This is a genomic window from Geomobilimonas luticola, from assembly GCF_018476905.1.
GTDB lineage: Bacteria > Desulfobacterota > Desulfuromonadia > Geobacterales > Geobacteraceae > Geomobilimonas > Geomobilimonas luticola.
The window spans coordinates 189,682-210,747 of record NZ_JAHCVK010000001.1; the positions used below are offsets into that span (position 1 = coordinate 189,682).

General features: G+C 61.6%; 19 protein-coding genes. 14 read left to right on the forward strand and 5 right to left on the reverse strand.

Annotation, left to right across the window (positions count from 1 at the left end; all coding sequences use genetic code 11):
* Nucleotides 1-94: 94 nt before the first annotated feature.
* Genes hypF through hypA form a run of 3 tightly spaced genes read right to left on the reverse strand, consistent with a single transcriptional unit; the run spans nt 95 to nt 3,624 of the window.
* Nucleotides 95-2,572, reverse strand: a complete 2,478-nt coding sequence (gene hypF, locus KI810_RS00845; protein WP_343213449.1) for a carbamoyltransferase HypF — start codon at nt 2,570-2,572, stop codon at nt 95-97.
* Nucleotides 2,530-3,288, reverse strand: coding sequence for a hydrogenase nickel incorporation protein HypB (gene hypB / locus KI810_RS00850; RefSeq protein ID WP_214173595.1), 759 nt, complete (start codon nt 3,286-3,288; stop codon nt 2,530-2,532). The genes hypF and hypB overlap by 43 nt, the downstream gene beginning before the upstream one ends.
* A 3-nt stretch (nt 3,289-3,291) precedes the next feature.
* On the reverse strand, nt 3,292-3,624 hold the full coding sequence (gene hypA / locus KI810_RS00855; RefSeq protein WP_214173596.1) for a hydrogenase maturation nickel metallochaperone HypA: 333 nt from the start codon (nt 3,622-3,624) through the stop codon (nt 3,292-3,294).
* 203 nt (nt 3,625-3,827) lie between these two features.
* On the opposite strand from hypA, the gene KI810_RS00860 reads away from it, so the two are divergent.
* The 13 genes from KI810_RS00860 (at nt 3,828) to KI810_RS00920 (ending at nt 16,845) form a co-directional block, all read left to right on the forward strand.
* Nucleotides 3,828-5,246 carry a sensor histidine kinase gene (locus KI810_RS00860; protein WP_214173597.1) on the forward strand — a complete coding sequence of 473 codons (1,419 nt, stop codon included), beginning with the start codon at nt 3,828-3,830 and terminating at the stop codon, nt 5,244-5,246.
* A 151-nt stretch (nt 5,247-5,397) separates the two neighbouring features.
* A complete protein-coding gene (locus tag KI810_RS00865; protein ID WP_214173598.1) occupies nt 5,398-6,762 on the forward strand; it encodes a sigma-54-dependent transcriptional regulator in 1,365 nt (454 codons plus the stop codon).
* Nucleotides 6,763-6,920: 158 nt separating this feature from the next.
* On the forward strand, nt 6,921-9,485 hold the full coding sequence (locus KI810_RS00870) for a glycosyltransferase family 1 protein (RefSeq protein ID WP_214173599.1): 2,565 nt from the start codon (nt 6,921-6,923) through the stop codon (nt 9,483-9,485).
* 86 nt (nt 9,486-9,571) lie between these two features.
* Nucleotides 9,572-10,822, forward strand: a complete 1,251-nt coding sequence (locus KI810_RS00875) for a BamA/TamA family outer membrane protein (protein WP_246525103.1) — start codon at nt 9,572-9,574, stop codon at nt 10,820-10,822.
* A gap of 54 nt (nt 10,823-10,876) precedes the next feature.
* On the forward strand, nt 10,877-11,881 hold the full coding sequence (locus KI810_RS00880; RefSeq protein ID WP_214173600.1) for a methyltransferase: 1,005 nt from the start codon (nt 10,877-10,879) through the stop codon (nt 11,879-11,881).
* Between the two features lie 8 nt (nt 11,882-11,889).
* Nucleotides 11,890-12,489: an arylesterase gene (locus KI810_RS00885; protein ID WP_214173601.1), complete on the forward strand. Its 600-nt coding sequence runs from the start codon at nt 11,890-11,892 to the stop codon at nt 12,487-12,489.
* On the forward strand, nt 12,489-13,268 hold the full coding sequence (locus tag KI810_RS00890) for an acyl-[acyl-carrier-protein] thioesterase (protein ID WP_214173602.1): 780 nt from the start codon (nt 12,489-12,491) through the stop codon (nt 13,266-13,268). Before KI810_RS00885 ends, KI810_RS00890 begins: the two co-directional genes overlap by 1 nt.
* Nucleotides 13,269-13,271: 3 nt before the next feature.
* Entirely contained in the window at nt 13,272-14,063 is a 792-nt protein-coding gene (locus KI810_RS00895; protein WP_214173603.1) for a M90 family metallopeptidase, read from the forward strand.
* Nucleotides 14,060-14,713: a lactate utilization protein gene (locus KI810_RS00900; RefSeq protein ID WP_214173604.1), complete on the forward strand. Its 654-nt coding sequence runs from the start codon at nt 14,060-14,062 to the stop codon at nt 14,711-14,713. The genes KI810_RS00895 and KI810_RS00900 overlap by 4 nt, the downstream gene beginning before the upstream one ends.
* A gap of 8 nt (nt 14,714-14,721) precedes the next feature.
* Nucleotides 14,722-15,438 (forward strand): ComF family protein, encoded by a 717-nt coding sequence (locus KI810_RS00905; RefSeq protein ID WP_214173605.1) that lies wholly within the window; start codon nt 14,722-14,724, stop codon nt 15,436-15,438.
* 81 nt (nt 15,439-15,519) lie between these two features.
* Nucleotides 15,520-15,786, forward strand: coding sequence for a cytochrome c3 family protein (locus KI810_RS00910; protein ID WP_214173606.1), 267 nt, complete (start codon nt 15,520-15,522; stop codon nt 15,784-15,786).
* An 86-nt stretch (nt 15,787-15,872) separates the two neighbouring features.
* Nucleotides 15,873-16,142 carry a cytochrome c3 family protein gene (locus tag KI810_RS00915; RefSeq protein ID WP_214173607.1) on the forward strand — a complete coding sequence of 90 codons (270 nt, stop codon included), beginning with the start codon at nt 15,873-15,875 and terminating at the stop codon, nt 16,140-16,142.
* Nucleotides 16,143-16,377: 235 nt separating this feature from the next.
* Complete coding sequence (locus tag KI810_RS00920) at nt 16,378-16,845, forward strand: hypothetical protein (RefSeq protein ID WP_214173608.1); 468 nt, start codon at nt 16,378-16,380, stop codon at nt 16,843-16,845.
* On the opposite strand, the gene KI810_RS00925 is transcribed toward KI810_RS00920, so the two are convergent.
* Together KI810_RS00925 and KI810_RS00930 are read right to left on the reverse strand one after the other, a co-directional pair.
* The gene (locus KI810_RS00925; protein WP_214173609.1) at nt 16,817-19,342 is read right to left on the reverse strand and encodes a helicase C-terminal domain-containing protein; all 2,526 of its coding nucleotides are present in this window, start codon (nt 19,340-19,342) and stop codon (nt 16,817-16,819) included. The genes KI810_RS00920 and KI810_RS00925 overlap by 29 nt on opposite strands.
* A 212-nt stretch (nt 19,343-19,554) precedes the next feature.
* The gene (locus KI810_RS00930) at nt 19,555-19,827 is read right to left on the reverse strand and encodes a cytochrome c7 (RefSeq protein ID WP_214173610.1); all 273 of its coding nucleotides are present in this window, start codon (nt 19,825-19,827) and stop codon (nt 19,555-19,557) included.
* 181 nt (nt 19,828-20,008) lie between these two features.
* On the opposite strand from KI810_RS00930, the gene KI810_RS00935 reads away from it, so the two are divergent.
* The gene (locus KI810_RS00935; RefSeq protein WP_343213450.1) at nt 20,009-20,926 is read left to right on the forward strand and encodes a helix-turn-helix domain-containing protein; all 918 of its coding nucleotides are present in this window, start codon (nt 20,009-20,011) and stop codon (nt 20,924-20,926) included.
* Nucleotides 20,927-21,066: the final 140 nt, after the last annotated feature.

Here is a 21,066-nt window from a genome sequence, read left to right on the forward strand (position 1 = left end):
AGAAGCGAAAAATACCGATAAAAGCAGATCACTCAAAACAAACGTTTATTGCTGTTTAATCCGCCTTTTTCGCCGTTATCCGCGTCCCAAGATGTTACACGTCACTCCATCCAGCTATGACCGCCTGCCCGAGAGCCAGCCCCCCGTCATTGGGGGGGACGAGGCGGTGGGTGCAGACGTCGAATCCCCGCGCAGCCAGCAGCTCCACCATCTCCTCGCTCAGGAGCTTGTTCTGGAACACACCGCCGGAAAGGGCGACACGACTGACTCCCGATGCATCCCTTACCCGTTCACACACTTCTACTGCCGCCAGGGCAATGGTGGCATGGAACCGCCGCGCCAGGTCGGCCACCGGCACGCCGGCCAGGAGTTCCTCGGTCATTGCCGCAAACAGGGGGGCAAAATCCAGCACCAGCCGACCATCCTCCGTCGTGATGGCAAAGGGGAACGGCGCACCCGGCGCACCCTCTTCGGCCAGAGCTTCCAACTCAATGGCCGCCTGCCCCTCGTAGCTGATCCGGGAGCGGACCCCGAGGATGGCGGCGGCGGCATCGAAAAGACGGCCGCAGCTTGAGGTTGGTGGCGAATTGATCCCCCGCTCCAGCATCCGGAGGAGGATGCCCCGTTCCGTTTCCCCCACTTCCGCCAGGCAGGGAAGGGGGAGGGAAAAGAGCTTCGCGCCGTATGTCCGGTGCAGCCAGGCGGCGGCCATCCGGAACGGCTCCCGTACCGCCGTATCGCCCCCCGGAAGGGGGACATACCGGAAATGCCCGGCCCTCTTGAATTCCCGATAGTCACCGAGCAGGAACTCCCCTCCCCAGATGGCGCCGTCCGTGCCGTAGCCGGTGCCATCGAAGATCACGCCGATGGTTTCCCCCTCCAGGCCGTTTTCCGCCATGCAGGCGGCGAGATGGGCATGGTGATGCTGCACCGCCAGGACGGGAAGACCGGTAATGCTCCCTGCGTAGGCCGTAGACATATAGTCGGGGTGGAGATCGTGGGCCACCATCTCCGGCTGCACGTCCAGGAGCCGTTGCAGGTGGGCGACAGACTCATCCAGTGATGCGAGGGTAGCAGCGTTCTGCAGGTCGCCGATATGCTGGCTGAGGAATGCCTGGTCCCCCCTGGTGAGGCAGACGGCGGCCTTCAGTTCGGCACCCACCGCCAGAACGTTCTTTTGCGCGACGGGGAGAAGTATCCCGCGGGGAACGTACCCCCGGGAGCGGCGCAGAAAGAGGGGGTTCCCCCGGAAAAGCCGCAGCACCGAATCATCCACCCGGGTGTGGATCTCCCGGTCGTGGCACAGGAAGGCATCGGCGATGCCGGCAAGCCGGTTCCGCGCCTCCTCGTCCCGGAAGGCGATCGGCTCGTCGGTCACGTTGCCGCTCGTCATGACCAGGGCATCGAAGGTGTCCCGCAGGAGGAGATGGTGGAGGGGAGTGGCGGGGAGCATCACCCCGAAATAGCCGTTGGCGGGTGCAACCGACGGAGCGATTGCATGTCCTTCCCTCTTCCTGAGGAGCACGATGGGACGCTCGGTGCCGCTCAACAGGCGGGCCTCGGTATCGTCGACCTGGGCAAAGCCGGCAATGGCCGCCAGGTTGGAGGCCATGAGGGCGAACGGTTTCTCGTCCCGCTGCTTGCGCCGGCGCAGCTCCCGCACCCCCTCCTCGTTGCCGGCGTCCACCGCCAGGTGGTAGCCACCGACCCCCTTGACCGCCAGGATGCCCCCTTCCCGAAGCAAACGGACCGCTTCGTCGAGCGGATCGCCTGCGATCTCCCCTTCCGCTGCCCCGGTGAGGCGGAGGCGGGGGCCGCAGACCGGACAGGCGTTGGGCTGGGCATGGAACCGACGACTGGCGGGATCGTCGTATTCGGCCCGGCAGGCGGGACACATGGCAAAGGGGGCCATGGTGGTAAAGGGGCGGTCGTAGGGGGTGCCGGTGATGATGGAGTAGCGGGGACCGCAGTTGGTACAGGTGATGAAGGGATAGCGGTAGCGCCGGTCGGCGGGATCGAACAGTTCTGCCAGGCAATCGGGGCAGACGTCGCAGTCGGGGGAGATCATGGCCCGGCTCTCGCCGCCGTCACTGGCGAGGATGGCAAACCCCGCCCCCCCCATCGGAGCCAGTTCCGTGCAACTGAGCGCGGATATTACTGCCAGTGGCGGCGCTTCCGGGGTGATCTCCGCCAGAAACCGCTCCAGGTCAGCCGGTTCTCCTTCCGACTCGACCAGAACGCCGCGACCGGTGTTGCGCACCCATCCTCGCAGGCGATGCCGGGCGGCAAGCCGGTAGATGAAGGGGCGAAACCCCACCCCTTGCACGATCCCTTCTATTTCCAACCGTATCCGTTTGATGGTGTATGCCTTATCTGTGAGGAGAGCGCGTCCCGTGAAGCGAATGTGTCCGAGTGTCAGCCGCTGTAGGCGAAATTGAGCGAAGCCGGCCAATCGGCCGGCGCGAGATGAGCCATACAGCGGCGGCATGAGGAGACGCTGAGCGGAACGGGGCGCTCTCTCCTCATGACTTACCTCGACTTCCCCGCACGCTCCCGCAGCCAGCCGTACCACGCCTCCATCCCCTCACCGCTCCGGCTGGAAACCTCGAAGATAGTGATGGCCGGGTTGACCCGGCGGGCCATTTCCCGGCACTTTGCCACGTCGAAATCCACGTGGGGAAGGAGGTCCACCTTGTTGAGAAGCATGACATCGGCCGCATGGAACATCTGGGGGTACTTGAGGGGCTTGTCCTCCCCCTCGGTGACGGAGAGGACCACCACCTTGTGGTGCTCACCCAGGTCGAAGGAGGCGGGACAGACCAGGTTCCCCACATTCTCGATAAAGAGGAGGTCCAGGCTGTCCAGGTCGAAATGATCGGCGGCATGGCCGACCATGTGGGCATCCAGATGGCAGCCGGCACCGGTGTTGATCTGCCGCACCGGAACCCCGGCTGCCGCGATCCTCCGGGCATCGTTGTCGGTCTGCTGGTCACCCTCGATGACAGCGCTCCGGATTTCTCCCGCCAGGTCCCGCAGGGTCCGCTCCAGGATGGTGGTCTTGCCGGAACCAGGGGAGCTGACCAGGTTCAGGACGAACACTCCCTGGTCCGCAAAGAGTTGCCGGTTCCCCTCGGCGAAGCGGCGGTTCTTCGCCAGCAGGTCGGTCTCAACCGCGATCTTCGTGCCGACATGGGGTCGGGGGTCCCCTTCGTGGTGATGATGGTGATGCCCCTCCCCGTGGTCGTGGTCATGATGTTCGTCGGGGCCGCAGCCGCACGTGGTACACATAAGCTACTCTACCTCCAGTTCCTTGACCCGCAGTTCCTCGCCGGAAATGACGGCATGGCTGAAGCCACCGCAGGACGGGCAGGGGTCGAAATAAGTGCCGAGGGGAAATTCAGCCCCGCAGTCGTGACACACTCCACGGGCCGGGATCCGTTCGATGACGAGGCGCGCCCCTTCAAGCAGGGTCCCCCGGCTGCAGGCGTCGAAGCAGAACTCGACGGCATCGGGCACCACGCCGGAAAGGCCGCCGATCTCCAGCACCACGACGGTGACCCGTTTCCCCTCCCCGTGCTGAAGACAGATATCGACGATGCTCTGGGTCAGGGAAAGTTCGTGCAACGGATACTCCACCGAAAGGTAAAATGGTCAAACCGCTTTAGAAAGTCCATAGTAGCAAATCCCTCCGGACAAGAGCAAGTTGTATACGCGTGGCGGCCGTTAAAATCATGGAGGGAGGAACTCCTTGTTTTCGCCCGTATCGCTGGTGTATAATTTCGCGAATTATCGCCACCCTTCATGCCGGTGCGAAAAAAGGACGTTGAATGAAACTCAACACCAAACTGGTGATCATCATGATGTCGCTCCTGGTCATCGCCATTCTGACCCTGTTCGCGATGAACCAGTACAGCCAGAACGACCTGGTCCACGAGATCCAGGAAAGTTCCACCGAAGTCTCCAAGGCGATCCAGCTCTCCGTGGAAGACCTGACCTCCGAGGCGGACGACCAGTCGTCGCGGTTGACGGAATACCTGAAGGGGGCACGGGACAAGGGCATCCACGAGATCAACATCATCGACAACGAAGGGGAGATCATCAACTCTTCCGACCCGGCAAAGGTCGGGAAAAAACGGGAAATTCGAAAGCTGGAAAAGGGGCTCCGGGCCTCCTCCCTTCGGGGCGTTGCCGGCTCCTCCTCCATGCGCCCCTACGACCTGGTGGTCCCGGTCATTGTTGGTGACGAACAGCTCGGCTACGTCCAGATCAACCTCCTCCTCGACAACATCAGCACCATCCAGCACGCAAACTTCCTCCGCCGACTGGTCGCCACCTCTCTGGTCTTCATGCTCGGCATCTTCCTCACCTTTTACCTGGCCCGCCGCTATACACGGCCGATCCACCGGCTGGCGGAGAACGTCAAACGGGTTTCCGCCGGCGACCTGTCGGTCACCTTTCCGGTGGAGACCCGCGATGAAATCGGCGACCTGGCGGAGAGCTTTAACGAAATGGTGGGAAAACTCCGTGAAAGGGAAGCCCTTGAAAAGCGGCTCTACGAGGCGGAACACCTTTCCAAGGTTGGACAGCTGGCATCGGGCATAGCCCACGAGATACGCAACCCCCTCAACTACATCAGCCTGGCCATTGACCACCTGAAAAGCGACATTCTGTCCGACTGCTCGGAACAGCGCCGCAAGGAGGCGGAAACCCTTACCGACAAGATCAAGGAAGAAGTCCGTCGGGCCAACTATATGGTGCTCAACTTCATGAACTACGGCCGCCCCCTCAAGCTCCGCATCACCACCTTCGCCTACCCGCACCTGGTAGAAAAGGTGGTGCCGCTCCTGAGGGAAAAGCTCGATGAGCAGAAAATAGCAATCGTCACGGACATGCCCGACGATCTCCCCCCCATGCAGGCGGATCAGGAATTGCTGCGCAACTGCCTGTTCAATTTCGTCACCAACGCAGGCCAGGCCATGCACGATGGCGGCCGGATCACCCTGGGCGCACGTTACGACGGAGAGCGAAACGTTTTCCTCCTCACCTGCACCGATCAGGGAAAAGGGATCGCGCCGGAGGAACTGGACAAGATATTCCAGCCCTACTTTACCACGAAAGAAGCCGGAATCGGCCTCGGACTTGCCATTACCGAGCGGATTGTCAAGGAACATGGCGGGGAGATCACCGTCGCAAGCAGCTTGGGGGAGGGGACCACCTTCACCATGGTCCTGCCGCAGAAAGTCTAGGTAGAGGTAGGGGTAGAGAAAAAACTATCATTTGCTCCTCGAAATTCAACAGAAAACAGGCACGGTAGCGGGTACAGGCAGGAAAAAACATGAATCTTCCGTTTTTTCTTTACCTTTACCTCTACCTTTACCTGTCTCCCAAGGAGACACTATGTCGGGCAGCATTCTGGTGGTGGACGACGAAAAGGGGCAGCGGGAGATCCTCCAGATGATCCTTTCCCGGGAAGGATACCGGGTTACGGCCGTATCCGGGGGAAAAGAGGCCATGGCCAGGCTGGGCGAAGCAGAATTCGACCTCCTGCTGACCGACCTGAAGATGCAGGGGATGTCTGGCATGGAGCTCATGGAACAGGCTCTGGCCGCCAACCAGCGGCAGTGCGTGGTTATCATGACCGCCCATGGCACGATCGACTCCGCCGTAGAGGCGATGAAGAAGGGGGCCTTCGACTACCTGGAGAAGCCGATCGAGCGGGAAGATCTCCTCCTCACCCTGCAGCGGGCCTTCGAGCACATCGGACTCCTCCGGGAAAACCAGGTGCTCCACCGGAAACTGGCCGAAACCATGACGGTCCCGAACATGATCGGCGAGCACCCGAAGATCAGGGAGGTTTTCCGTATCATCAACAAGATCGCTCCCACTGCATCCACCGTTCTCGTCTACGGCGAATCGGGAACCGGCAAGGAACTGGTCGCCCGCGCCATCCACGACGGCAGCCCCCGCAAGGGAAAACCATTCTTCGCCATCAACTGCGCCGCCATTCCCGACACCCTCATCGAATCGGAGCTGTTCGGCCATGAAAAAGGCTCCTTTACCGGCGCGGGCAGCCGGGAAATCGGCATCTTCGAAGCGGCCGACGGCGGGACCGTCTTTCTTGACGAAATTGGCGAGATGGGCACGGGCATGCAGGCAAAGCTGCTCCGCGCCATCCAGGAGAAGGAAATCCGCCGGGTGGGGGGAAAAGCCAACGTCCCGGTGGATGTGCGGATCATTTCCGCCACCAACAAGGACCTTGAAGTGGAAATCAAGCGGGGACAGTTCCGGGAAGACCTCTTCTACCGTCTCAACGTCATCCGCATCAGCCTTCCTCCCCTGCGGGAGCGGGGGAGCGATATTGCCGCCCTGGCCGAATTTTTCGTCCGGAAGTACAGTTCCGTCGCGGGTATCCCCCTGAAGGGAATTGCCAAACCGGCCCTGAAACTCCTCCTCAACTATGGCTGGCCCGGCAACGTCCGCCAGCTTGAATCGGTCATCGAGCGCGGGGTGCTGATGGCGGAGAGCGATTACATCGAATTGGAAGACCTGCCGGCCGAAATCCGCGAGGATGGCACGCCGGGAGCCCGGCTCCCCTTCGAATTCCCCGCCGAAGGGATATCCATCGAGAACCTGGAAAGGGATCTCATCGTCAAGGCGATGGACCGCGCCGGATGGGTCATCAGCAAGGCGGCACCCCTCCTCGGCATGAGCTACAAGACGCTCCAGTACCGCCTGGAGAAGTTCGGCATCGAAAAACCGTAGCCTTCCGATTCTTGTGAACGGTGCCCCATCTGGTATCATGGAAGAGCGGTAACCCATGGCACCGTTACCCCGGCAATGTGCAGAGACAGGGCATGCTGCGTCCTTGCAGGCCCCGTACAAATCCCGTTTCGACTTTCGCATAATGAAGGAGTTGTTCCATGGATTTCACCAAAATGCTCCACCGTTTCACGGTGGTCCCCTCCCTGCCGGATGAACTGGCGGCACTCCACCGTATCGCCTACAACCTCTGCTGGACCTGGGAGCCCGAGGCGATCGAGCTCTTCAAGCGCCTCGACCAGGAACTCTGGAAAGAGACCCGCCACAACCCGGTGGAAATGCTCGGCATCCTCCAGCAGGCCACCCTGGAAAACCTCAAGCACGACGACGGATTCATGTCCCACCTGGCAAGGGTTGAAGAGAAAATCAACGACTATCTCTCCGCCAGAACATGGTACGAGAGGCTGAACAAGGGGAACAAGGGGATACAGTTCGCCTATTTTTCCATGGAATTCGGTATCCACGAATCTCTCCCCATTTACTCCGGCGGTCTCGGCATCCTGGCAGGCGACCATCTGAAATCGGCCAGCGACCTGGGGATTCCCCTCTGCGGCGTCGGGCTTCTCTACCGGCAGGGGTATTTCCGTCAATACCTGAACATCGAGGGGTGGCAGCAGGAATATTATCCGGAGAACGACTTCTACAACCTCCCCCTCCACCAGGAAAGGGACAAAGAGGGGAATCCCGTCAGCTTCGACCTGGATCTGGCGGGACGGCGGGTCCGGGTTCACATCTGGCGAGTCCAGGTCGGCCGGGTCCCCCTCTACCTTCTCGATACCAATCTGGACGAAAACGCGCCGGAAGACCGGGAAATCACCACCCGCCTCTACGGCGGCGACCAGGACATGCGCATCCGCCAGGAAATACTCCTTGGCATCGGCGGGGTACGGGCATTGCGCGCCCTCGGCATCGACCCCCAGGTCTGCCACATGAACGAAGGACACGCCGCGTTCCTCGCCCTGGAGCGGATCCGGCTCATCATGGAAGGACTGAAGCTCAAATTCAGCGAAGCGCGGGAAGCGGTCAAGGCGGGCAACGTATTTACCACCCATACGCCGGTAGAAGCGGGAATCGACCACTTCCCGGCCGACCTGCTGGAAAAGTACCTGGGTCGCTATTACCGGAGCATGGGACTTTCCCGCGACGAATTTCTCGGCCTGGGCCGGCAGAACCCCAAGAATCCCTATGAAAACTTCTGCATGGCGGTACTGGCCCTCAAGCTGGCCGACTTCAGCAACGGGGTGAGCGAACTCCATGGCGACGTTTCACGCAAGATGTGGAAAAACATCTGGCCCGAACTCCCCGAGGAGCAGCTCCCCCTCACCTCCGTTACCAACGGCGTCCACATGAAAACCTGGCTGGCAACGGAAAAGGCCGGGCTTCTCATCCGTTATCTGGGGACCCGCTGGCTCGAAGACTCCACCGACCACAACCTGTGGCGCAAGGTGAACCGCATCCCCGATGCCGAGCTGTGGCGGACCCACAATCGCTGCCGCGAAAAGCTGGTGGATTTCTCCCGTCGGCGGCTCAAGGAGCAACTCACCAAGGTGGGGGCTACGGCCAAGGAGATTGTCGTGGCGGACGAGGTGTTCGACCCGGACATCCTCACCATCGGCTTTGCGCGCCGCTTTGCCACCTACAAGCGCGGCACCCTGCTGCTGCGGGACCTGGACCGGCTGGAGCGGCTACTCAACGATCCGACCCGTCCGGTACAGATCATCTTCGCCGGCAAGGCCCACCCGGCTGACCACCAGGGGAAGGAACTCATCCGCGAAATTATCCAGCTTTCCCACCAGGAAAGGTTCCGGCACCGCATCGTCTTCATCGAGGACTACGACATGGCGGTGGCACGCCATCTGGTGCAAGGGGTCGACGTGTGGCTCAATACTCCCCGCCGTCCCATGGAAGCAAGTGGCACGAGCGGCATGAAGGTTGCCTTCAACGGCGGACTCAACATGAGCATCCTCGACGGCTGGTGGTGCGAAGGATACAAGGGGAACAACGGCTGGGCCATCGGCAGTGGCGAGGTCTACGACGACATCGAGTACCAGAACGAAGTGGAAAGCAGGGCCATGTATGACCTCCTGGAAAAGGAGATCGTGCCCCTCTTTTACGATCGGGGGGTGGATGGCATCCCTCGGGGCTGGACCGCCTGCATGAAGGCATCCCTGCAAACCCTCTGTCCGATATTCTCCACCGACCGCATGGTATGCGAGTACACCGAGCGTTTCTATCTGCCCGCCAGAAGGCAGTCCCAGCTTCTTGAAAACGGCGAATTTGCCCTCTCCATCGACCTGGCGGCCTGGAAGGAGAAAGTGCACCGGCACTGGCACCAGGTAAAGATCAACGAAGTCGAAGCGGACGGGACACAGGAGGTGAGCGTCGGCGACCGCATTCCGGTCAGCACCACCATCAGCTGCGGCGAAATTCCCATCGAAGAGATGTCCGTTGATGCCTACTTCGGCGTCCTCGATTCCCGCGGCGCCATCGTCGGCGGCGAACTCATCCCCCTGGAAACGGTTACCCCCCTCGGGCACGGCAATTACCGGTTAAGCGGCGAGATGGAGTGCCGGTTTTGCGGTCGCCACGGGTTCCTGGTCCGGGTCATGCCGAAACACCCCACATTCGGATCTGTCTACGAACCGGGGCTCCTGGTCTGGGGATAGGCACCGTCAGGTTTTGGTTGAACTGAAAGGGGAAAAGGGGTATCCTTCCTTCGCTTTTTACCCCGTGATATTCGAGAGATGGCTGAATGTGCTGTAACTTCGCGATGCGTATAACCCTGTGCGTGCTGCTCGCGGGCCTCTCGGCCTGCACCAGCATGGTTCCCCGCAAGGATATCCCCTACCCTCTGAGCAACCGGGAATCCGGCGACCCGGTTAAGGTCGTCAGCATTCCCCTGCCGATTATCGCTTCGAGTCCCAACGAGGGGGTCACCTCCGGCGCCCTGACCGCATTTCTCATTCACGACAAGCAGGACGAAATAAATACCCTCCTGGCCCCCCAGGTAAACTACAACCCCAACTTCGGCACCACCGCCACCCTCTACGGAGCGTTCTATCCGACCCCGGAACTGTTCTGGGAATTCAACCTCTCCAAATCGACCAAGGTCAACGACGACGTGGAGGTACGGTTCCGCGACACCACCTTTTTCAACAACAAACTGGAACTGAACGGCTTCGCCTTCTACTCAACCGACGGTTCCGCCCGTTTCTTCGGCTTCCAGTCCAGCAGCCCCAAAGAGGGGGAAACCAATTACGCCGACCAGGAGTTCGGGTTCAACGTGAGCGCCGGATACAAAATCGGCAAATTCTACCAGCTGGTTTTCGGTGAGCGCCTCAAGGGGGTCAATGTCATGCGGGGGGCAATCCCTTCCCTCCCCTTCATCCGCGACCGTTACACCCCCAACGATGTACCCGGCATCGACGGCTTTACCGCCCATGCCCAGAGGCTCGCTTTTGTCTACAGCACCCTCAACTCCCCCCACATGCCGACCTTCGGCGGCTACGCAAAAGTTTCGGTAGAAAACAGCCTGAAAGTCCTCGGCAGCACTGCCGACTATCGCCACTACGAGGTGGAGACCAAGGGGTTTGTCCCCCTCGATGACGCCCGCTACGTCACCGCCTTCCGCCTCGCCTACAACCAGACCCTCGGTTCCAGCGTCCCCTTCCTGGAGCGGAGTATCCTGGGAGGGGAGACCACCCTGCGGGGGTACGGCCGCAACCGCTTCATCGACAACAGCTACTTTCTCCTCAACCTGGAGGAAAGAATTCGCCTGTTCCGCTGGGAGGTCTTCGGCGTCACCGCCGACTGGGAAATGGCCCCGTTCGTCGACCTTGGGTCGGTCATGAAGTCACTCGCCGAATTCAAATCCGGCAGTTTCGAATTCAATCCCGGCCTCGGTGTCCGGGCGGTTGTCCGCCCCAACCTCATCGGCCGGGTCGATGTGGGATGGGGCAATGACGGGCCGGCGGTCTTCGTCGGGCTCGGCTATCCGTTCTGATCGGACAGCGGCGTTCCAATACCCCGCTGGAGCAGACGACACAAGGAGAATGCCATGGGAAACAAGACCTGGACCGTTCCTGACCTGTTGCAGTTCGCGGGGGGGTACTGGGAGATCTGCACCCTTCACGCCGGGGTGAAGCTGAATATTTTCACCCCCCTGGCCGAGGGAGAGGCAACAGCGCCAATGCTGGCCTCCCGCCTGCAGCTCGACCCCCGGGGGGTTGCCATGCTCCTGAACGCCCTGGCGGCCATGGGGCTCGTCGAAAAGCGGGGGGAAAGCTACGCCGCCACCCCCTTCACCGCCGAGTACCTGACGAAATCCTCCCCCGCCTACCTGGGCCATATCGTCATGCACCACCATCACCTCATGGAAAGCTGGACCCACCTTGACAAGGCAGTGGCCAGCGGCGGTCCGGTACGGGAGCGGGTCTCCCACGCTGCGGACGAAGAGGCCCGGGAGAGCTTCGAGATGGGAATGTTCAACCTGGCCATGCAGATGGCCCCCCGCATCGTCCCCCGCATCGATCTCACTGGCCGCCGGCGACTCCTCGACCTGGGTGGGGGCCCCGGCACCTACGCCATCCATTTCTGCCTCCAGAACCCGGATATCACGGCAGTGGTAGTCGACCTCCCCACCACCCGCCCCTTCGCGGAAAAAACCATTGCCCGCTTCGGCCTGTCCGACCGGATAACCTTTGCCGACGGTGACTTCATCGCCCGGGAAATCGAAGGGCGCTACGACGTCGCCTGGCTCTCCCACATCCTCCACGGCGAAGGTCCTGAGGGATGTGCGGTAATGCTCGGAAGAGCCGTGGCCGCCCTGGAGCCGGGGGGGCTTCTCCTGGTACAGGAATTCATCCTGGACGACACCCGTGCCGCTCCGCTCTTCCCCGCCCTTTTCTCCCTCAACATGCTCGTGGGGACCCCCCATGGGCAGTCCTATTCCGAGGGGGAACTGAAGGCGATGCTGACCGCCGCTGGCCTCGCGGATGTGCGGCGTATTCCCCTTGAGCTTCCCAACGGTGCCGGAGTCATGGCCGGAACGGTGCGGGGTTAGGGGGAACGATGCGCATTCTTGCCGCCCTTGTGGTTCTGGTCTTCCTGGCCGGCTGCCCTTCCCGCCCCAAGGTTCCCCCCATCCCGCCAGGCGGGGTGGTGCTCGCCTTCGGAGACAGCATCACCCACGGCACCGGAGCCACGCCGGAAGAAAGCTATCCGACGGTTCTGGCCCGGGAAATAGGCTTCCGGGTAGTGAACGCCGGGGTGCCGGGAGAGGTTACCGCCGAGGGTCTGGCCAGGCTTCCCGAGGTGCTCGACCGGGAGAGGCCGGCACTCATGATTCTCTGCCTCGGCGGGAACGACATCATCCGCCACCTGGACAGCCGGCAGACGGCCGGCAATCTGCGCGCCATGATCCGGATGGCACGGGAACGGGGGGTCTCCGTGATCCTCGTCGGGGTACCCTCCTTCGGTCTTTCCATGGACCCGCCTCCTTACTACGGCGAGATTGCCGGTGAGTTCGGCATCCCCTACGACGGCAAATCCCTTCCCCGCATACTGGGAACCCGTTCCCTCAAGGCAGACACTATCCATCCCAATGGCACCGGCTACCGGCAGCTGGCCATGGCCCTGACCCGGCTTCTCCACAAAAGCGGCGCATTCTGATGAACGATCCTGCCGACCTCATCTACGAGAAACAGTTCCGGGTCCGCACCTACGAAGTCGACCTGGCGCGAAAGCTCCGCCCGACGGCGCTTCTCAATTACCTGCAGGACGCGGCGGGGGATCATGCCCGCCAGTTGGGTGTCGCGGTTGGCGATCTCATGCGCCACAACCTTACCTGGGTCCTCTCCCGCTACCATCTGCGGTTGGTTGGTGATGCGGGGACCGGAGCAGTGGTCCGTATCCGGACCTGGCCCTCCAGCAGGGAGGGTCTTTTTTCCTGCCGCGAGTTCGAAGTGATGGGAGCCGACGGCACGCCGCTGGCGCTGGCTACCAGCTCCTGGGCGGTGGTTGACCTGGCGACCCGAAAGCCGGTGCGTCTCGCCGACCATCTTCCCGATTATCCCCTCCTGCCACGGCGGGTCATGGACGACGATTTCGGGCCGCTCCCCCGGCTGAAGGATACGGTGAGCGAGATGACGTTCCGGGTGCGGAGATCCGACCTCGACCTGAACCGCCACGTGAATAACGTGGTCTATGCCGAGTGGGCGCTGGAGACCGTCCCTCCCCAGGTGGCAGACGGGGGGTTCCGTCTGGCGGAGCTGGAGATTGCCTTCCGGGCGGAGGCGCTTTACGGCGACTGGGTCATGTCCCGTTGCGCCCCGGTGGGAGAGGAGACATCTCCCCGTTTCGTTCACCAGCTGGTGAACGAGCAGGACGGCCGGGAACTGACACGGCTCGTCAGCCGCTGGCACCCTGCCATCGCCGACCAGGATACGTGACCCATGCTCCTCATCACCGCTTCACGCCGCAAACGCCTTCGGAGACAGCCGTTCCCCCCCGACTGGGAACGGATACTGGATCATGGGGTCCCCCTCTATGACTTGCTCCCCGCCGCCGACCGGGAGGAACTCAAGGGGCACATCCAGGTATTCCTTGCGGAGAAGCAGTTCGAAGGCGCAGGGGGACTCGCCATGACCGACAGGATCCGGGTGACCATCGCTGCCCAGGCCTGCCTGCTGCTGCTTCATCGGGAGACCGATTACTATCCAGGTCTCTCCTCCATCGTCGTCTATCCGGATGAGTACCTGGCCCCCTTCGAGGAAATGGACGAGGCGGGTGTGGTGACAACGGGGACCGACCGGCGCAGCGGCGAGTCGTGGGAACAGGGAACCCTCGTACTCTCCTGGCAAGACGTGCAGATGGCCGGGGTGGACGGTGAGGGCGCCTACAACGTGGTGCTCCACGAGTTCGCCCACCAGCTGGATGCCGAGGACGGCATAACCGACGGGACACCATTTTTCCCACGACGTGCCGCGGAGAAACACTGGCTGCGAACCCTGGAAGCAGCATACGGGCGGTTCAAGGAAGAGGCCGGCAGGGGAAGGACGCACGTGCTCGACCCCTACGGCGCCGAGAGCCCGGCGGAGTTCTTTGCCGTGGCGACGGAGGCGTTCTTCGAAAACCCCCGGGGACTCAAAGAGCACCATCTGGATCTCTACGAGGAACTGGGCCGTTACTACCGGCAGGACCCGGCGTCCTGGCCGGCAATTATTTCAAACGGAGGCGAATCATGACTCAGACCCGGGAACTGGTGGCATGGACCCACCAGCAGAAGTGCGAAAAAGCGGTTGAATCCCTCGGCAAGAACGGCTTTGCTGCCGTCTACGCTCCCACCGCATCGGCGGCGCGGGAGTATATCCTGAAGGAAGCGGCTGCAGCCAACACCATCGGCTTCGGCGGTTCGATGTCGGTGGTGGACCTGCAGGTGATCGAGGAGCTCAGGGGCCAGGAAAAGGAACTTCTCATCCATGGCGTTCCGGGGCTTTCCCTGGAGGAAAGGCTCGCCATCATGCGCCGCCAGCTCACCTGCGACCTCTTCCTCACCGGCAGCAACGCCGTGACCCTTTCCGGCATCCTCGTCAACATCGACGGTGTCGGCAACCGGGTCGGCTCCATGTTCTTCGGTCCCCGCCAAGTGATCGTGGTGGCTGGCCGGAACAAGCTGGTGGACGGCGATGTCAGCGCAGCCATCAAGCGGGTGAAGGACTGGGCCTCCCCTCCCAACGCCAAGCGCCTCAACTACAACACCCCCTGCGCCAAGACCGGTTTCTGCTCCGACTGCAACTCACCGGACCGGATCTGCCGCGTCACCACCGTCATCGAGCGGAAGCCGCGGCTGACCGACGTGCGGGTAGTGGTGGTAAACGAAGACCTGGGCCTCTGAGCCGGGGGATGCTGCGGGCTTTTCTCGACATCCTCTTCCCACCCCTCTGCCACGTATGCCGCTCTTTCATCCCGGCAGCCGGCCCGCTTCACATCTGCTCCGGCTGCCGGGATGCCATATCCCCCATCTCCTCCCCCCTGTGCGACCTCTGCGGAACCCCTTTCGGAACCATTGGCGGCTCCGATCACCGCTGCGGAGCCTGCTCCCTCTCTCCCCCCCGCTTTGACGCCGCCCGGGCCGCCACCCTGTTTGACGGCCCTGTCCGTGACATGATCCACCGCTTCAAATATGACCGGCGGGTGCAACTTGCCCGGCCCCTCGGGTTGCTTGCCGCCGAAACCCTCGCCTCTTGGGCCGCTGCTGCTGCCGCCGACCTGGTGGTGCCGGTGCCGCTCCATGTCCGACGCCTTCGACAGCGGGGGTTCAACCAGGCTATCCTGCTCGGACAGGTTGTGGCCGGGCAATGGCACCTGCCCCTCGACCGCACCTGCCTGCGCCGCATCCGCTGGACCGAACCCCAGGTTAACCTTGCTGCAGCGGAGCGAGCAGCCAATGTACGCGGGGCGTTTGCCGTCACAGCTCCGGCCCGGGTGGCAGGAAGGCGGATTATCCTGGTGGACGACGTCTTTACAACGGGGAGTACGGTGGCCGAATGTGCCCGGGTGTTGAAAGGCGCGGGCGCGGGGGAAGTACTGGTGGTTACCGTGGCCAGGGCCGTGGCATGAGCGAAGGGTAAACGCTTGACAAGTTTTCATTACGAGAATACATTAAGCCTGCGTTAACAATTCCCGTGCGGAGGCGGATCCATGATGAGAATTCTGGCTGGTGCAGTGATGATTGCATGCGTCGCGACGGCAGCGGTGGCTGCCGATACGGTGGTCATGCAGGCAAAAAACGGAAATGTCACCTTCAACCATGCTGCACACAATGCCCGCCTTGAATGCAAGGTCTGCCATGGCGGGGGGAAACCTGGCAGGATCGACATCACCAAGGCCACGGCCCACAAGCTCTGTAAAGGTTGCCATGAGACGAAGCAGGGTCCGACCAAGTGCGGGGATTGCCATCGCAAATAGTCGGGAATCCGAAAACGGCTTGACAAATTGCCGTTACAAATCTAAACTTCACGGGCTTTAATAAAAATCGACTCAGGAGGCAGGGTATGAAAAGAATTCTGGCTGGTGTACTGATGGTCGCTTTTGCTGCAACGATGGCTGCGGCTGCCGATACGGTGACCATGAAGGCGAAGAATGGCGACGTCACGTTCAACCACAAGGCCCACAGCGCAACTATCGCATGCAAAGAGTGTCACGGTGAAGCGGCTCCCGGCAAGCTGACCCTCGGCAAGGATGCTGCCCACAAGCTCTGCAAGGGATGCCATGATGCGAAGAAGCAGGGACCTGTGAAGTGCGGTGAATGCCACAAGAAATAATGATGGCTTCGTCACACATCTCGATGAAGGGGTGGTCGAAAGACCGCCCCTTTTTTCGTGCACCAAATTGATAAAACGAGATGAAACGGCAGCTTCCAGGGTTCCAGGGGAGCTCGACCTTTCTTTGAAGCCGTTGCGGAGGAAGCTGCATTCTTTGCTTGTAAAACGCTATTTGATTTGTTATGGTATGCCCTGCATACAGTTGAAATAACATCTTGTTAATTCTGGAGAAACCATGGCAAAAAGCTTTGATTTTAAACGGTTGCGGCGATTGACCACCATTTACCTGGTGGTGCAGGTGTTCCTCGTGATTCTCCTCGTCTACATGGCGATGAATTTCCAGACCGGCCTGCAGACTGAAGGGCGTCCCCAGCGTTTCCTCCACAGCGTCGTCGTTACCCTGATCATCCAGCTTGCCCTGTTCTACCCTCTCAACAAGCTTGCCGCCCGCGATGCCGAGCGGGAGGTGGATTCCTGCGCCATCGGCCTTTCCGTGGAGGAGCAGAAGGGTCTCCGGAGCAAGCGGATCATCGGCGACAGCATCAAGACCGCCATCTTCATCTTCTTCATCACCTTCATATTGAAGGCGCCCCAGGACCTGTTCATCCTGAGCATCATCTACTTCTCGTTCATCCTGACGATCCTTTCCTACTTCCAGTGCTACAACTTCGCCGCTAAGCGCCTGATGCGGGAGAAGGGGTGAAAAACGCCGCCATGCGGGCCAGCACCTCATCCCGTTTCTCCCTGGCCGGTTCCACCCCGGCGAGTGCCTGGAGGAAGTAGCGTCCGTAATTCTTGGAGAGCACCCGGCTGTCCAGGATCAGCACCGCCCCCCGATCGTCCCGGCTCCGGATGAGCCGCCCGAAACCCTGCTTGAACTTGATAACCGCCTGGGGGACCGTGTACTCGATGAACGGGTCCCCCCCCGTCCGGGTGATATGTTCGGCACGCGCCTCCAGGATCGGCTCGGTCGGGACCCGGAAGGGGAGCCGGGTGATCACCACCAGCTCCAGCGCCCTCCCCTGCACGTCCACCCCCTCCCAGAATGAATCGGTACCGAACAGCACCGCGTTCTTCTCCTTTTTGAAGCGGGAGAGGAGAAGATGCCGGTTGAGCTCCCCCTGCCGGAGCGGTGTCAACCCCCGGGCCGCAAGGGGCTTGAACAGCCTTCCATGAACCCGGCTCAGCAGGTCGTAGGAGGTAAAAAGAACGAAGGCACGCCCCTGGGATACGGTCAGCGCCTCCAGCAGGACCTCACCCAGGGCCGCTTCGAAGGCGGGAGAAGTCGGCTCCGGCAGGTCGGCGGGGATACCGACGAAGGCCTGGCGCCCGTAATCGAAGGGAGAGGCCAGGAGCAGTTCCGTGACCCGCTCCCGGGGAAGGAGGTTGATGCCGGTGCGTCGCTCCAGGTAGTCGAACTTCTCCCCCACCGCCAGGGTGGCGGAGGTCACAACCACCGTCCGGAATTTGTCCAGCACCACCTTTTTAAGGGACTCGGCCACCTCCAGGGGGGAGGAACAGAGACGCACCATCATCCCCCGCTGCCCACGGCTCACCTCGAACCAGCGGCAGACCCCCTCCTCCCGCCCCGCGAAAAAAAGGAGCTGCTCCACCACCCCTTCCAGTCGCCCCGTTACCCCTTTCAGGTCGATGAGACTCCCCGCGAGCTTGTCCGCTGCCTTGTCCGGGAGCTTCCCGCATGCCTTGAGGAATCCCCGCAGGACCGCCGTGTAGTCGGCCAACTCCCGGGCCAGTTCCCGGACCCGGTCTTCCGTCTCCTGCCAGAAGGGGGTGGCGTAGAGTGACGGGGTGATCCGGAGCTTCTGTTCACCGACCTTGTCGCCGGTCCGTTTCAGGTGCGTGAGGAGGGCGAGGCCGATGGCGTCCAGGGTACCGGATGCCCGCTCCACCAGGGTGGTGCGACGGGGGATGAGGCGGCTTTCCAGAATGGCGGCGATCTCCATGTAGAGGTCGTCCAGCGCCTCCGGGATTTCCCGGGAGAGTTGCAGGGAAAGCTGGGGAAGAAGCCCGCGCTGTGGCTTGCGGGGATGCTGAAGCTTGCCGAACAGCTTCACGAGCCCATGACGGGTTACCTGGTTCGAGAGATAACTCGTCGCCACATCCTCCAGGTGGTGCCCTTCATCGACGATGAGCCGTTCGAAGGGAGGGAGGATGGCCGTGGAGGAATAGCCGATCTCCTGGCGCACCGCCACGTCGGCCATGAGGAGGGAATGGTTGACCACGAGGAGGTCGGCGCTGGAGGCCGCCCGACGGGCTGTATAGAAGAAACAGCGGGCATAGTGGGGGCATTTGACCCGGCCGCACTGGTCCGCCTCGCAGCAGAGCTCCTCCCAGGTCTCATCCCGGGGGATGAAGGTAAGGTCGCTCCGGCAGCCGTCCCGGGTCACCTCGCTCCAGGCCAGGAGAGCATCCAGTTCCTCGGCCGCCTCGTCCTTGAAGAGGGCCGGCTCGCTCTTGACCGTCGCCAGTTTCCGGAGACAGAGGTAGTTACTTCGCCCCTTGACGAGGACGGCTTTGAACTCCAGGCCGCCGTGGCTCTGGAGAAAGGGAATGTCCTTGCGGGTGAGCTGTTCCTGAAGGTTGATCGTATTGGTGGAGATGACCACCCGCTCCTTGTTGCGGGTTGCCCAGAGAGCGGCGGGGAGGAGATAGGCGAGGGATTTGCCGGTGCCGGTCCCCGCCTCGATTACCGCCACCTTCTCCCTGTTGAAGGCTTCGGCAACCGCAAAGGCCATCCGGGTCTGCTCTTCCCGGTATTCGTAACCGGGGAGGCCGGCAGCAAGGGGTCCGTCAGGGGCATAGAACCGCTCCACCTCAGGAAAGGCGAGATGCTCCACCGCCTTGCGGGCAAAGGGGGCCACCGCCTGATAGCAGCGTTCGGCCCGGTTGTCGATGATGTAGAACCCGACCCCCTGGTTACCCAGGATGGAGGCGATCTCCAGATCGGCCTGGGAGGGGGTGAGCTGCCCGGTGGGATGGTTGTGGATGACCACGTCGCCGAAGGAGGTGGCGATCATGATGGCGGCCACGGCATCCCGGTTACCCCGGGCAAGCGGTTCCACCTCGATCACCTGCCGGGCCTCATCGGTCCGGCCGAGGAAGAAGACCTCGTTCCCGCCGGCGTCGTCAATCGCCTCCCGGAGCTGAAGGATGGCATTATCGGAAAAATAGCGCTTCATGAGGGGATGAAGATACTATCTTTGCCCCCCCGTCGCAACAGAAAAGGGGTGGTCCATCGACCACCCCTTCCTCAGCATTCAGCCACTTCCTGAAACGAGCAATTTTTCGTCCTGTCAAGGAAATCAAGCGATTGCGCGGAGGCGTACATCAGTACGCCGCACAAGCAATTGCGCCGATTGACGCAGAGAGGGGGGAAAAGGGCCGTTTCAGATTATTTTTTGTGGCATTCCCCGCACTTCGTCGGCCCCTGCTTCTTCGTCTCATGACAACCCTTGCAAAGCTTGTGGGCAGTGTCCTTGCTGAATCCCTCGATCTTTCCCGGCCCCTTTTCGTGACAGGCCTTGCAGTCCTTGAGGACTTCCTGGTGTTTCTTGTGGGGGAAGGTGATGTTGCCGTTTTTGGCCGGCAGGGTGATGGTGTCGGCGGCGAGGGCCAGGCCGGCACTGAACAGGGTGAGTGCTGCTGCTGCGATGATTCGTTTCATGATTGCTTCCTTTCCTGTTTAAAATGTTTGGATGAGCCATCCGTTGGGATAAAAAATACCATGCTTTTCCCGTTCCCGCCACCGACATCGGGTTATTTGCCACCCGATGTCGGGTTCCGGCCGGACATGCAGACATGAAAAAAATGAAGGAATCCGCCAGATTTCTGCTAAAATGTTGACCATGGACGAAAACACCGACAAGCCGGAAAAAAACGTCTTCCAGGCCGTTGCCGTCGACGGAAGCAGCGTCAGGAACATCCGGGAGACGAAAAAATTGACTCAGCTCTACGTGGCGAACGTTGTCGGGGTGACAACCGACACCATTTCACGATGGGAAAACAACCGCTACCCCACCATAAAACGGGACAACGCGGAAAAACTCGCCGCCGCCCTCGAGGTTTCCCTCGACGAGATCCTGCGCCGGGAGGAAGAGCCACCCCCCGCCGAGGAGCCCCTTCCACCGCCATCGATCCGCCGACACCACTGGCTGCTGCTCATCCTGCTGGGAGTGACGGTCCTGGTGGCAACCCTCCTTTTGTCACGCCCTATTGCAACGGCGCCGTCGGCGGTCCGCTGGCTTCCCACCTTCGGCGCACCGGGAGAGATCATCCCGGTCCAGGTCAAGGTGATGCACCGGGATCCGGGTACAGGCGGGATCATCGTCAGGGTCCAGCTTCCCGCCGGCTGGCAGCTGGTGAACGCCTCTCCCCGGCCGGCGACGGGGCAACCGTCGGGCGGCGAAGTGAAATGGCTTCTCCCCGGCGGCAGCGATACATCTACCATCTCCTGCACGGTCCGGATTCCCCGGGATGCCCCCCTCGACTCGGCGGCATCGTTTGCCGGCAAGGTGGTGCTGCAGAGCGGTGACTCGACCCGGACGGAGAACATTGGCGGCACCGGCAAGGTCACGGTCAACGGTCGGCACTGGGCAGACAGCAACGGCGATGGCCGGATCGACGACAACGAAATCATGCCCGCCTACTACCTGACCGAGGAGATGAAGGGGCTCGGCCTCGACTGGCAGACCATCGAGGCGATCTGGAGCGGCAAGGGATACACATGGGACAAAACGAGGCGGGAGTTCGTGGTTATCCCATAACATAGAGGAACAAGAGAAACATCACGAGGCGGGGAGCGATCCCCGCCTTTTCTTTTGGGATAGCGGAAATGTTTCCACGGAAAAGGAGGGAGGAGCCTCGTCCGTTCGGTCGAGCCCTCCGCTGCGGACCTGGACCGGAT